Source organism: [Muricauda] lutisoli (nom. illeg.) (genome assembly GCF_017313105.1).
Taxonomy (GTDB): domain Bacteria; phylum Bacteroidota; class Bacteroidia; order Flavobacteriales; family Flavobacteriaceae; genus Flagellimonas; species Flagellimonas lutisoli.
Map to the genome: position 1 here is coordinate 755,902 of NZ_JAFLND010000002.1, position 13,568 is coordinate 769,469.

Below are 13,568 nucleotides of genomic sequence, written 5' to 3' on the forward strand. Positions count from 1 at the left end.
TATGAAATCCTTAACACTTTCGTTGCTTGCTTTTTGTTTTATGTTTCAAATAGCGGCACAAGATGAACCTACAACAGAGGCCGAATCAAAAAAAATGCCCGAATTGGTAATGGTATTTACCAAAACAGAGGGTTGGAGGCACAAATCCATTGAAAAGGGAGTTCAGACCTTAAGGGAACTTGGAAGAAAAAATGGATTTATCCCACTACAAACAGAATCCGGAGAAGATTTTACCCCACAAAATTTAAATAATTACAAACTCGTTGTTTTTTTGAATACAACCTTGGATGTGCTGAACAATGCCCAGCAGAAAGCCTTTGAAGGCTATATACAGGGTGGCGGTAGCTTTCTTGGGATCCATTCTGCATGCGACACAGAATATGATTGGCCTTGGTACGGAAAATTGGTAGGCGGTTATTTTGATTCCCACCCCAGCGACCCTAACGTCCGAAAGGCCACAATCGATGTGGTAAGCAAAGCGCACCCGGCTACCGAACATCTGCAGGATTCGTGGATAAGAACCGATGAGTGGTACAACTATAAAAGCCTAAGTTCCGATACCACGGTTTTGCTCAAATTGGATGAAAACAGCTATGAAGGCGGTACAAACGGCTCCAACCACCCGATAGCTTGGTATCACGAATTTGATGGGGGAAGGGCCTTTTATACCGGGGGAGGCCATACAGAGGATTCCTATGATGAACCCATGTTTCGCCAACACCTTTTAGGTGCCATTGAATGGTGTTTAAAGCGAAAGTAAGGTCGGTCTAGCTACAATAATTCCAATATTGCTTTTGATGTTTTTGAGGTAATCTGCCAAAGGCAATTCAGAAATTTCCACTTCACCGTTTTTACTGGAAGCATGTAATAAATGCAATCTTCCATCCGGTTGGTGGATGGCAATTCCTGTATGTGTAACGTCCAATCCCTTTATAGAGGTGGCCAGGGCGATGATATCCCCTGACTTGATGAGCTGTTCTTTGCTTTCGATTTGTTCCTGTGGTAAATAGTGTAGCTTTTCCTTGGCAAGTTCTTTTTCCACGGCCAACATCGCTTCAAAGTTTTCATCGCTGGCCAAAAAAGGATATAGGTTACGGTGCGTGCCCATAAAATCAATGGATTTTTCTAGCTCCACTCCCCCCAGTTCGGCAGTAATGTCCTTTAACAATCCTTTTTTCTCGTTGTTGCGTATCCATTCGGTAAAGTAGTGCAAGCGGGAGGGATACCCGTTTAAATTGCCATTTCTATATCTAACGGTCTTCAGGTTGTTCGTAAAATTTTCAAAATCTTTTTGTTGTTTTTCCAGCATCAGGCTGAAAGCCATCACATTTTCAACAAAGGTGGTACAATCCAACCCGCTAAAGTTCACTACCAAGGTTTCTTTGTCCCCGACCTCGAGCGTTTTTTCCACGTATGGTGTTCCCAAAAAGGATTGACCTACCAAGGCTATGGTGTCGCCCAGACTAGGGGCTTTTATTTTCTCCAGACCCGAGATCTTAACCTCAAAAAGTGATTTGTCTTCGGGAGAACATGTAATCTGTTGGGCATTGGCATAAATGGCCAAAATCAAAAAAAGCACAAAAAATCTATTTCTCATCATGATTGTCTTTACGTTCAACCGTCAATCTCGTGGTTCTTGCAATACTTTCAGGATAGTTTTCCTGAAGATATACAATCAGTTTTTCGCGGACGTGTACCCTTAAATCCCAAGCAGTGGGGGAATCCTTTGCACTCACAAGCGTTCTTATCTCTACATAATTGGGCTTGGTATCCGTAACCTGTACCACATTTACCTTACCATCCCAGAGATCGGTATTTTTTAATATTCGTGTTTGTTCTTCCCGTATTTTATCAAAAGGAACATTATAATCCACGTATAAAAATACGGTTCCCATAAGTTCCGAGGAGGTTTTGGTCCAGTTTTGGAAAGGTTGGTTAATAAAATAGGGGGTCGGGACGATCAAGCGTCTTTTATCCCAAATGCTCACCACCACATAGGTTAGTGTAATTTCCTCAATTCGGCCCCATTCACCTTCAACGATCACCACATCATCCAGTTTTATGGGCTGAGCGATCGCTATTTGGATTCCCGCTAAAATGGTGCCGATAAATTGCTGGGCAGAAAACCCAATGATTATTCCCGCCACACCTGCAGAGGCAAAAATACTGATGCCCACTTCGCGGATTTCCTCAAAACTCATCAATGTAAACGCTATACCAAGTAGCACGATTATGAAAATAAAAATACGTTCCAGAATGGTAAACTGAGTATATACTTTTCGTGCCTTTAAATTGTCGATTTCTCCAATATCGTAATTGCTGACCACAACTTTTTTAATGATTTTGATCAAAGCGATCATTACCCAGGCCATGGCAAAAATAAAAAGGATCGTACTCGCTTTTCTGAACCAGAAACCTGCATCCTCAAGACTCAAAATTTCCCTTAGGGCCTTTAATCGGAGCAATACGGAGACAAAAATCAAAATCAAGGGAAATGCCAAGCGTTTAAAAGCACTTTTGGGCAAGAGGTATTTTGGATTTTTGCCCAAACGCTTTAATACTACCGAGGTACTCCAATAGAGAATAATGAGCACTAGCAGAGAAACACCCAAGTAGATGAGAGATTCTTTGGAAACAATGTTATAGAAGGACTCCATATTCCAAAAATAAGACAGAAATACCCAAGGAAGGAATATTGGTTAAACAAAATCGAGAAACATTATTTCATCATAAGAAAGTATTTTGATGAGGAAAAGGTGAAGTCCCCTTCGTGTTGTATTTTAGCGGCCTAAACTAAAAGCCGTGAAAAAAGGAGTTTTATTGGTCAATTTGGGTTCACCGGATAGCCCTACCGCAAAAGACGTAAAACCATATTTGGATGAATTTTTGATGGACGAACGCGTTATTGATGTGAATCCCATTTTGAGGAACATTATCGTTCGCGGAATCATTTTGAACACCCGTCCAAAAAAATCGGCCGAGGCCTATTCCAAAATTTGGTGGGAGGAAGGCTCGCCGTTGATTATCCTTTCCGAAAGATTTACGGAAAAAGTGCAAAAGCAAACGGACCTTCCCGTGGCTCTTGGGATGCGTTACGGTTCCATGTCCATTAAAGAAGGATTGCAAGAGTTAAAGGATAAAGGTGTTGATGAGGTCTTCTTGGTGCCCTTGTATCCACATTATGCCATGTCTTCTTATGAAACCGTTGTTGTGAAAGCATTGGAGGTACAACAACAGGATTTTCCGGAAATGCAGGTGACCACATTGCCCGCCTTTTACAGTAACCCGGATTACATCAAAGTGTTATCAAAAAGTATTTCCGAAGGGCTTAAGGGTTTTGATTACGACCATATCCTTTTCTCTTATCACGGCATTCCCGAAAGGCATATCAGAAAATCGGACCCGACCAAGTTCCATTGCCAGTTGAACGGGCAGTGCTGCAAGACCAATTCCGTGGCGCACCATACTTGTTACAGGCACCAATGCTACGATACCACCGAATTGGTAAAAAAAGAACTTGGATTGCCCGAGGATAAAGTGAGCACCTCTTTCCAATCCAGATTGGGTAGTGATCCATGGTTGCAACCTTTTACGGATAAAGAATTTGAACGATTGGGAAAAGAAGGTGTCAAAAAGTTGGCCGTGATCACCCCGGCATTTGTTAGCGATTGTTTGGAGACCTTGGAGGAAATTGCCATGGAAGGCAAGGAACAGTTTGAAGAAGCAGGAGGCGGCGATTACATCCACATTCCATGTTTGAACGATCGTGACGACTGGGCGGAACTTATGGCCAAATGGATCAAGGAATGGGAAGAAAAAGACACTTTGCCCGAAACCAACATCAGATAGATTGCAAAAAAAAAGAGAACAAAAATTTCCTATGAAAACTGAAAACTTGCAGCAGGAACTTGGATCCTTGCGTGAACAACTCAAGAACCATCCACTATATGCCCAATTGGAGTCGGTTAGTGATATTAAAACCTTTATGGAGAGCCATGTCTATGCCGTTTGGGATTTCATGTCGCTTCTAAAAGCCTTGCAGCAGCATCTTACATGCGTGGGCTTGCCATGGCATCCGGAAAAGGACACCTCGGTGGCACGTTTCATCAATGAGATCGTGTTGGAAGAAGAGAGCGATTTCAACGAGAAAGGAGAAGCAAAAAGCCATTTCGAAATGTACTTGGACGCGATGCAAGAGGTACATGCCGATACGGAAAAGGTTCGAGCGATCATTTCTTCTTTTACTGATTTGGAAACTGTTTCAACAAAAATTGAAGCGGCCGAACTCAATCAGGCCGAAAAGAATTTTCTGCAGTTCACCTTCGAGGTCATAAACAGTCAACAACCACACCTTATTGCAGCTGCTTTCACCTTTGGTCGCGAAGACTTGATCCCTGATATGTTCTTGGGCATTATCGAACAATCCGGGGAACATGGTGCTGGCAAATACAAAAAATTGGAATACTACCTCAAAAGACATATCGAATTGGATGGTGATGAACATGGGCCTTTGGCCTTGCGTATGATCAAGGCACTCTGTGGTTCCGATGACCAAAAATGGAACGATGTACTGGAATACAGCAAGCAGGCGCTGCACTATCGAATTGAACTTTGGGACAGTATCGCCGAAAAACTAAAAGAGAACAAGGGTAATTTGGTGAATGCGTTGTAGCTTTGGGTCAGATTTGCCGTTCACTCTAATATAAAACACAACGAATACCCGCTGGCATGGCCAAAATCACCTCTGATGAACTTGGGCAAGAACCCATTGGAAAAATACTGATCAAACAGGCCGTACCCGCTTCTATCGGTATTTTGGTAATGTCTCTGAACGTTCTGGTGGACTCAATTTTTGTGGGAAACTGGATAGGTTCCATTGCTATTGCCGCTATTAACGTGGTATTGCCCGTATCCTTTTTTATTGCAGCCTTGGGAATGGCCATTGGTATTGGTGGGTCCAGCATTATTTCACGTGCACTGGGTGCCAATAATCGGGAAAAGGCCCTCAAAACCTTTGGGAACCAGATTACATTGACCTTGTTGGTTACCGTTACCATGGTGGCCCTTGGGCTTTACTACGTGGATAACCTCATTCCGGCCTTTGGAGGCAAAGGTTCCATTTTTGAACCTGCAAAGATTTATTATACCATCATTTTGTACGGGGTTCCTTTCTTGGCACTTTGTATGATGGGCAATTCCGTGATACGTGCCGAAGGCAAACCACGATTTGCCATGATCGCGATGATCATTCCGTCCGTAGGTAACCTGCTTATGGACTATATTTTCATTTATGTGTTCGATTGGGGCATGCACGGAGCAGCATGGGCAACGACTGTTGGCTATTTGCTTTGCTTCTTTTATGTCTTTTATTTTTTCTTATCGGACAACTCCGAATTAAAGATCGATGTTTCCCACTTTGGATTGGATCGCCCCATTCTTCGAGAAATCGGTTCGTTGGGATTTGTGACCTTGGCCCGCCAAGCGGTGACCAGCATCACGTATTTATTGATGAACAATATATTGTTCAATTTGGGCGGAGAGGCCATGGTAGCAGTGTATGCCATTATCGGCAGAATGTTGATGTTCGCCCTGTTTCCGGTTTTTGGGGTCACACAAGGGTTTTTGCCCATTGCTGGGTACAATTATGGAGCGGTAAAGTACGATCGCGTAAAGGAATCCATTTATACGGCAATTAAATATGCGGCATTGGTCGCCACGGCGGTTTTTGTTTTGCTCATGGTATTTCCTGGGGAAATAGCCTCCTTGTTTTTGAGTGACCGACCTGGATTATCGCCTGAAGAAATGGAAGCAAATGCCTTTGTTCTGGAGCATATACCTTTAGCCATGCGCTTGGTGTTTGCCGCTACCCCAATCATTGCCATACAGTTGATAGGAGCAGCTTATTTCCAGGCCATTGGCAAAGCCATTCCTGCCTTATTGTTGACCTTAACACGTCAAGGTTTCTTTTTTATCCCGTTAATATTATTGCTTCCCAATTTTATGGGTGAAATTGGGGTATGGGTTTCATTTTGCATAGCCGATGTGCTTTCGACCATTGTAACGGGAATTTTTCTTCAAAAAGAAATCAAGACCGAACTATCCTAAATGCTTCCATTTTGATTTAGAATGTTTAATTTGGATGACCTAACTAAACAGCCATGAAAAAAATTGTCCTTGTGGGCTTAATTGCAGTTTTAGCATTGGCCTGCACCGAAAAACCTGAAGAAAAACCCATGTACACCCTGTTTGTTGGAACGTATACCGATGGCGATAGCGAGGGTATCTACACCTATACTTTCGATGCGAATACAGGTGAGCTTTCCAACCAAAAGCTGGCAGCAAAGCTGACCAACCCATCCTATTTGGCCATTTCGAAGGATAAAAGGAATTTATATGCCGTTCAGGAAACAGCTGATTTTGATAGTTTGGGTGGAGGAATTACTGCCTTTAGTTTGAACAAGGGGATTTTGGGGCTACAAAACAGTATGGGAACGCAAGGGGCCCATCCATGCCATGTTTCACTTTCTGGGGATGGTCAATTGGCCGTTGCCAACTATACAGGGGGGAATGTTTCCATATTTTCTTTAAATGATGACGGTTCACTTGCCGAAAACCCACAAATAATCGATCATAAACCACTGGATTCCGTAAAAACCTCACATGCGCACATGGCCCAGTTCAATGCCGATGGCCTCATGGTAACGGATTTGGGACTGGATGCTATTAAAAGATATAAGAAAAAAGAGGGAAAGTTTTCCCCAGCAGAGCAATATTCCTTACCGTTTGAAGATGGAGCGGGTCCACGACATTTCACCTTTGGTAAAAATGGTCGGCTGTTATATGTTATCAACGAGCTGAACAGTACCATTTCGGTTTTTGAAAAAGGGACCAATGGTAATTATGAAAAAGTTCAGGTGGTGACCACCTTAGCGGACGATTTTGATGGCGAGAGCTTTTGTGCCGACCTTCATTTATCGCCGGATGGCAAATTTTTATATGGTTCCAACCGTGGTGAAAATACCATTGTAATTTTTGCTGTCGATCCTACTTCGGGTCAATTGGAATTGGTGAGCAGGGAATCCGTTCATGGGGATTGGCCCAGAAATTTTTCCATGGATCCTACGGGAGAGTTCTTGTTGGTCGCGAATAAAAAGACAAACAATATTGTGATTTTCAAAAGAGACAAGGAAAATGGAACACTAACTTTTTTGAATGAAATCAATCACCCAAACCCCGTTTGCTTAGTGTTTTTGGACTAGGTTTATTTTTTGGATAGAAAAACAATCACACCTATAACCGCAATTACAGCAAGTACGGTAAAGAATATTTTCCAGAAACTATAGGGGCGTGTGCCCGAAATTCGTCCGTTTTCCCCATTGATGAAAAAGTTATACTCCTTACCATTGTAACGGTAGGCACTCACATAAACGGGCAATAGAATGTGTTTGAACGTTTCCTCGGTCAATTTCATGTCCATAGAAAGTACACGTTGGGTGTCGCCACCAATATCACGTCTGCACCAGGAATCTGCAATCCCCTTGGCTACTTCTTTGGAATGAAGGTGGCCATCTTTTAGGGGAATCGTATATTTTTCCGTAACAAATCCAGAGAGGAACCCACTGTTGAAAGGTTGGAGTTTACTTAAGTCCCAAGAAGCAATTTTGCTGGGAATTCGACCCGTTTTTTGGTGTGAGGCCTTGATCAATGTATCATCCACAAATCCCGAAACCTCTCCCGATGCCGGATACCATCTCGTTTTCCTGACCCTTTGGGTTACCATTTTGCCGTTAGAATTGCGAACCCTTCGCGTCTCGTAATAATATTCGCCCCGCTGGCCTGTGTAGGAAGCGTACAATTGTGCATCAAATGTCCAATAGGGTAAGTACAATCCTTTGGTAAATTGAGGATCAAGAGACGCTTTTTTTAAGTTGTTCGGAGCAAACCATAGTCGCTTTACCCAGTTCTTAAATATGATAAAGGATTGTTTTTTATCTATTTGAAAGGGCAAGACCGCACCTGGCAAAATCCAGTTTTCCTTATAAGCATCTTCGATTACCAAAGGTTGTCCACAATACACACAATGGAGCGATTTATAATTTTCCTCTACATGTTGGTCGGCACCACAATTTTTGCAGTGCAGCATGGAAATTTCCTCACTGTGCTTTTGTGCACCCATTTCGTTCAGGAAAGGGTACAGTTCCAATTCCTCGAAGCCCTTCCCATCCAATGATATGGTTTCTTCGTGGCCACAATACTCACAGCTGATACTAGTGGTACCAGGTTTATATTTAAGCTCCGCTCCACAATTGGCACAGGCTTTTTTGAGTTCGGACTTTTGGATTTTCTGTTCTTCCATATCTTCATTCCCGTAAAGGCGGAAATATTGATGTTTTATTGGATTCCTGTTTTCACAGGAATGACAGGATAAAAAATGATTACTCCGTTGGCAATGGCGGTGGTGTGTTGCCTCCTAAGAAGGACTTTAATTCTTCCACTTCTTTCAATGCTGTCCATGCAGACATCCCCTGTTTCCATACCAAACTGTCACGGTTGATGGTGCGAGAAGCGAACAAGGATTGCATTTGCTCAAAGCTCACCGGACCATGTTGTGTTCCGTTTGTGGCATAGTAATACATCGTTTGTGCAGGCATTGGTGGTGGAACAGTACCTCCAACAGGTTGAGCAACTTGTTGTGGAGCGGTTTGAGCGTTTCCGCCCATCATACCGCCCATTTGTTGGGCCAGGACAAATCCCATTCCCATACCCATTCCGGCGCCGGCAGTGCCGCCTTCGTTCTGGGCAGCCGCTTCAATGGCCTTGGCTGTTTTGAATTTTGTCAATTTGTCCAGGTCAAGCTTATCAATTCTGCTGTACTCGAAGATTTCTTTTTTAAGATCCTCGGGCATGGATACATTTTCGATATAGAATTTTTCCAAGGAAATACCTACACTTTTAAATTCGGGCGACATTACCTCACGGCACGTATCCGAAAGCTCGGTGGTATTGGCCGCATAAAGTTCAATGGGCAAATTGGCTTGCCCAACGGTATTTGTGAATCGGGTGGCAATCAAACTTTTTAAGTGTTCGTTGATCTCAAAATTGGTAAAGTTGCTGTCGGTTCCAACAATGTCTTTGATGAATTTTCCAGCATCGGAAATTTTAAAAGCATATGTTCCAAAGGCTCGTATCTCAACCAAACCAAAACGGTCATCACTTAGGGTAATTGGACTTTTGGTGCCCCATTTCTCGTCGGTAAACAGATGAGTGTTTACAAAGTAAACTTCTGCTTTAAAGGGAGAATTAAACCCATATTTCCAACCCTTTAAGGTAGCCAAAATGGGCAGGTTCTGTGTGGTAAGCTCATAGGTGCCGGGTTCGAACACATCGGCCAATTGACCTTCGTTGATGAAAACAGCGGTCTGTCCTTCGCGAACAATCAGTTTTGCTCCATTCTTTATTTCATTTTGATACCGTTCGAACCGATAGGCAATGGTATCATCTGTGTAGTCGAGCCACTCAACAATGTCAATAAACTCATTGCTGAGTTTTTCCTTTATTTTTCCAAAAATATCCATGGTAGTGTTTTTAGTTTATCCGATGTTTAATTTATAAAAAAAGAAGATTGCTTCACTTAGATTAGTGTAAAATGACAGAGGATTGTTACAGATGTTATATCATCGGTCTATTTTCCCCGCCTCTTTCAACATCTCCAATACTTTTTCCTTTGGAAGAGCTTCAATTTTATGTCCATCACGTCCAACGGTGGTTTCACCCGCAAAAAGTGAGTTCAGAATAGCCTCTTCGGTTGCTTCAATCGTAGCAAGGAACAACGGCGTCATGGCCTCATTGCGTAAGGTTGGTACATTTTGAATTGGGTTGTCCGATTCATAAGGAATTCGACATGCCTCCGCTGTAGAAACAGCAATCACGTAATCACCACTTCCATTGCTGGCAATCCCGCCTGTTCGGGATAGGCCCAACATGGCTCGTTTGGCCATGCGTTCCAAATTTCTGGCATCCAAGGGAGCGTCCGTCAAAACCACCATCATACAGGAACCATCGGGCGAATATGTAAAACTGTTGGAATAGCGCCCTAGTTTTTTACCGACTTCCACACCAGCCACTTGGAGGACCCCGCCAAAATTGGTCTGTACCAAAACACCCACGGTATAACCTCCCGACTTTTTGGGCAATACTCTGGAAGATGTTCCGATACCTCCTTTATAACCAAAGCAAATAGTACCGGTACCAGCGCCAACGTTACCTTCGGCAACAGGTCCTGATGTTGCTTTTTCAATGGCTTCGAGCACATGTTCTTCTGTGATATGTTGGCCTCGGATATCGTTAAGATAGCCATCGTTGGTTTCACCGACCACGGCATTGACCGACCGAACATTATCATTTTCCGGAAGATTGAGTGTGTATCCGATTACGGCATTCACTGCTGTTGGAACGCTCAAGGTATTGGTCAAGATAATAGGAGTTTCCAGATTGCCCAGCTCTTTTACTTGGGTATAACCGGCCAATTTTCCAAATCCATTGCCCACATAGATGGCCGCTGGCACTTTTTCCTGAAAAATGTTTCCGGAATGCGGTAAAATGGAAGTGACCCCCGTTCGTATATTATTTTCTTCATTTAATGTGAAGTGACCAACTTTGACCCCAGGAACATCTGTGATGGCATTGAAAGCCCCAGGGTGCAACACCCCTATCTCAACACCATGATCTCGAAGTCTGTTTTGTGCTAGCATCAATACTGGGAATATGAAAAATAAAAAATAAAAATGTTGCTTTGATCGACCCATGACTTACTTATTGATTTTTCAACACACTGACCGTTACCAATAATTGCCCCACATGCCGTTGGCTATGCTCCGCTGCATGAAACAGTAATCCGATCACTGTCGTGGGCAATTTTTTACGCCCCACAAACCGTTGTTCGGTGAGAATGGTTTCGGGGATGGTCTTAAAATAAGCCAAAGCTTCGCCCACTTTTTGTTCAAAATCTAAAATCAATTGCTGTGAAGAAGGAGCTTTCTCGGCGTTCCCCTCGTTTTTCAAGAACTGGAATTGGGCTTCTGTCAAACTTTCTTCTTTGGCGTAGGTGAGTAAGCGGTCCAAAACACCACTCAAATGCCTTAGATGAAACCCTACCGCAGCCCTGCCAAATGTTTTTTCCCAAAGTTTTTCTTCGGGAAAAACGGAAACATATTCCTTTACCTCCCGAACCGATTGCAACAAAGCATGGGCCGCAGGTTGCAAAAGTGCTGGTATTTCAGGGATGGGCCCGCTCAACCAGTACTCTTCGGGGGGTGACATGGGGTCTTGTTTTTTCATAAATTAAAAATCCCGATAATCCCCGGCCAAATATTTGTTGGCTTTTTCTTCCTTGAACTGAGCGGTTTCTGCATCCCAATGCAAGGTTTCACCAGGGAACCTTCCGGCAATCGTTCCCAACAAAATGGTTTCGGTCAATCTGGCCGCATAATCAAAAGGAGCGGTGGTAGTGTCCTTGCCCAAACAAGCGTCCACAAACTGGTGGTAGTGCTTTGGTCCTTCGGTCGCATAGTTTCGGATGGGTTCTCCCAAATTGTGTTCTTCGGAAACCTTGGCAATTTCTTTGGATATGTCCACATATTTCCCTCTTCGTATCTTCTTCGGTAATTGCATAAAATGGGGTAGGAGCAAACGTCCTTTGGTACCTACGAACATAGCGCCCTGTTCCGGTAATTCGTTTTCTGCGGCTACACCGGCATCCAAGGAAATGCTGTTTTCATCAGTTTTCTTATTTGTGTTTTTGTCCTTTTTCATTTCCATTCCCGGTAACATTAAGTCTTCGTGCATCTCGGGAGCGCCGGGGCCATCGTACCAAATCCATTTAAGTGATTTGTCGGTATATTTTGTTCCGGGGAACTCGTAAGTAACAGTATTCTTTTCGGGGAACCCAAATCCGTTTGTGGGTCGGCACTCCGTCATAATGGTTCTGGGCACATCCAGCTCCAAAGCATTGTAGGGTGTATCAAAAATATGGACTCCCATATCGCCCAAAGTGCCACAGCCGTAATCCATGAGTTTCCTCCAGTTTCCGGGATGGTACATATCTTTTTTATAAGGACGTTTTTTGGAGGTGCCCAGCCAAAGGTTCCAATCCAATTGGTCCGGAACGGAATCCTCACCTTCTGGCAATGGACCATCATACCCCCAGTTTTTGGGAGACCAGGCATGTACCGTGTGCACCTTTCCAATAATCCCGGATTGAATCAAAAGTGTGGCCAATTTGTAATCATAAAATGAGTGAACCTGTATCCCCATTTGAGTGACCAAGCCTTTTTCGGCAGCTATTTTTTTCATCTCCCTGGATTCGGAAACATAGTGGGTCAATGGTTTTTGACAGTACACAGGTTTGTCCATGTTCATTGCCATTAATGAAGCGGGTGCATGTGTATGGTCTGGTGTTGAGACAATTACCGCATCTATTTCATCGCCCATTTCTTCCAACATGGCACGATAATCAAAAAAGATACGTGCGCCTGGGTGCATTTTATGTGCTGCTGATAGATTGATGGCATCAACATCACAGAGTCCCACTACTTCCACTGCCCCGTGTGATGAAACTGCTTTTAAGTCCTCCATTCCCATATTACCGACTCCAATGTGGGCCGTTCTAAGTTTGTCTTTTGGGAATCCTGCCTTTAAAATGGAGGGTGCCAGCATAATGCCGAGCGCACCTACACTACTTTTTTTGATAAATTCTCTTTTGTTCATGGTCTGGAAGGTTATAGTTTTTTAATTTTTATGTTTCTGAACCAAATTGGGCTCGCATGATCTTGCAAGGCAATGTAGCCTGTTTTGTATTTTCCGTAATCGGGGGCATTGTCCCATTTTCCTGAATTTTTTTTGGCTTTCCAATCGTCGGACCATGGCACAAATTCCAATAATTTTTTGCCGTTTAGCCAGTGCTCTACCTTTTCGGGAGTGAACACAATTTTAGAGGAATTCCATTCACCAACGGGATTTAATTGTTTTTGCGAATCGTCCGCAACGTGCATGGCATAATCGGCACCTGTTTTCTGCCAATCTTGAAGCAATTCCGGGTGCTCGGCACCAAACTGTGAATTGTAGCCCACTAAATCGTGGATGTCCGCGTAGTTCTCATCATCGATGATTTGATATTCCGGAGCCACTTCAGGCGGACCGTCATAACCTTCTTTCACATGGTAAAAAATGCCACTATTGGCTCCTTCAGGTATTTTCCATTCCAGATAGAGCTCAAAATTATCGAACTCTTCGGCTCCATAAATAATGTCTTTCCCCCCGGTATAATTCTGTTCCAGTCCTAATTCTGTATCAAAAGTGAGGATACTGTCTTTTATGGTCCATCCAGGAGGGAGCGAATCCATATTGTACCCGCGCCATCCCTCCAAACTGGTTCCATCAAAAAGATAGGTCCATTCAGATGTTTTTTGTTCGGGCGGGGCCGTTGTTGCTTCTGTTTTTTTGTTTGATTGGTCTTTACAAGCGGCAATCATTAAAAGTAAGATTGCAAGCTTAAAAAATTTGAGCATGGT

The 13,568-nt window shown here is 43.4% G+C and carries 13 protein-coding genes; 5 read left to right on the forward strand and 8 right to left on the reverse strand.

The window, feature by feature from the left end:
• Position 1: 1 nt before the first annotated feature.
• Entirely contained in the window at positions 2-760 is a 759-nt protein-coding gene (locus tag J0X13_RS10740; RefSeq protein WP_207071405.1) for a ThuA domain-containing protein, read from the forward strand.
• Here the strand turns inward: J0X13_RS10740 and J0X13_RS10745 are convergent.
• A complete protein-coding gene (locus J0X13_RS10745) occupies positions 746-1,597 on the reverse strand; it encodes an N-acetylmuramoyl-L-alanine amidase-like domain-containing protein (RefSeq protein ID WP_207071406.1) in 852 nt (283 codons plus the stop codon). The two genes, J0X13_RS10740 and J0X13_RS10745, sit on opposite strands and share 15 nt — an antisense overlap.
• A complete protein-coding gene (locus tag J0X13_RS10750) occupies positions 1,587-2,657 on the reverse strand; it encodes a mechanosensitive ion channel family protein (RefSeq protein ID WP_207071407.1) in 1,071 nt (356 codons plus the stop codon). Before J0X13_RS10750 ends, J0X13_RS10745 begins: the two co-directional genes overlap by 11 nt.
• A 145-nt stretch (positions 2,658-2,802) precedes the next feature.
• Between J0X13_RS10750 and hemH the strand changes: the two genes are divergently transcribed.
• From hemH to J0X13_RS10770, 4 genes are read left to right on the forward strand one after another with little or no spacing between them, the layout of a single operon-like run.
• A complete protein-coding gene (gene hemH / locus J0X13_RS10755; protein ID WP_207071408.1) occupies positions 2,803-3,849 on the forward strand; it encodes a ferrochelatase in 1,047 nt (348 codons plus the stop codon).
• Between the two features lie 31 nt (positions 3,850-3,880).
• A complete protein-coding gene (locus tag J0X13_RS10760) occupies positions 3,881-4,672 on the forward strand; it encodes a DUF3050 domain-containing protein (RefSeq protein WP_207071409.1) in 792 nt (263 codons plus the stop codon).
• Between the two features lie 56 nt (positions 4,673-4,728).
• On the forward strand, positions 4,729-6,105 hold the full coding sequence (locus J0X13_RS10765; protein WP_207071410.1) for an MATE family efflux transporter: 1,377 nt from the start codon (positions 4,729-4,731) through the stop codon (positions 6,103-6,105).
• A 53-nt stretch (positions 6,106-6,158) separates the two neighbouring features.
• Complete coding sequence (locus J0X13_RS10770) at positions 6,159-7,259, forward strand: lactonase family protein (protein WP_207071411.1); 1,101 nt, start codon at positions 6,159-6,161, stop codon at positions 7,257-7,259.
• Positions 7,260-7,261: 2 nt separating this feature from the next.
• Here J0X13_RS10770 and J0X13_RS10775 read toward each other — a convergent pair whose 3' ends face one another.
• The 6 genes from J0X13_RS10775 to J0X13_RS10800 all read right to left on the reverse strand — a co-directional run bounded on the left by J0X13_RS10775 (position 7,262) and on the right by J0X13_RS10800 (position 13,565).
• Complete coding sequence (locus tag J0X13_RS10775; RefSeq protein ID WP_207071412.1) at positions 7,262-8,356, reverse strand: TFIIB-type zinc ribbon-containing protein; 1,095 nt, start codon at positions 8,354-8,356, stop codon at positions 7,262-7,264.
• 79 nt (positions 8,357-8,435) lie between these two features.
• Positions 8,436-9,575, reverse strand: a complete 1,140-nt coding sequence (locus J0X13_RS10780; protein WP_207071413.1) for an SPFH domain-containing protein — start codon at positions 9,573-9,575, stop codon at positions 8,436-8,438.
• Positions 9,576-9,674: 99 nt separating this feature from the next.
• Positions 9,675-10,751: a DmpA family aminopeptidase gene (locus tag J0X13_RS10785; RefSeq protein WP_242535705.1), complete on the reverse strand. Its 1,077-nt coding sequence runs from the start codon at positions 10,749-10,751 to the stop codon at positions 9,675-9,677.
• Positions 10,752-10,812: 61 nt separating this feature from the next.
• A complete protein-coding gene (locus J0X13_RS10790) occupies positions 10,813-11,337 on the reverse strand; it encodes a DinB family protein (protein WP_242535706.1) in 525 nt (174 codons plus the stop codon).
• Positions 11,338-11,340: 3 nt separating this feature from the next.
• Positions 11,341-12,765 carry a Gfo/Idh/MocA family protein gene (locus J0X13_RS10795; RefSeq protein WP_207071415.1) on the reverse strand — a complete coding sequence of 475 codons (1,425 nt, stop codon included), beginning with the start codon at positions 12,763-12,765 and terminating at the stop codon, positions 11,341-11,343.
• An 11-nt stretch (positions 12,766-12,776) separates the two neighbouring features.
• Complete coding sequence (locus tag J0X13_RS10800) at positions 12,777-13,565, reverse strand: 3-keto-disaccharide hydrolase (RefSeq protein WP_207071416.1); 789 nt, start codon at positions 13,563-13,565, stop codon at positions 12,777-12,779.
• Positions 13,566-13,568 lie beyond the last annotated feature (3 nt).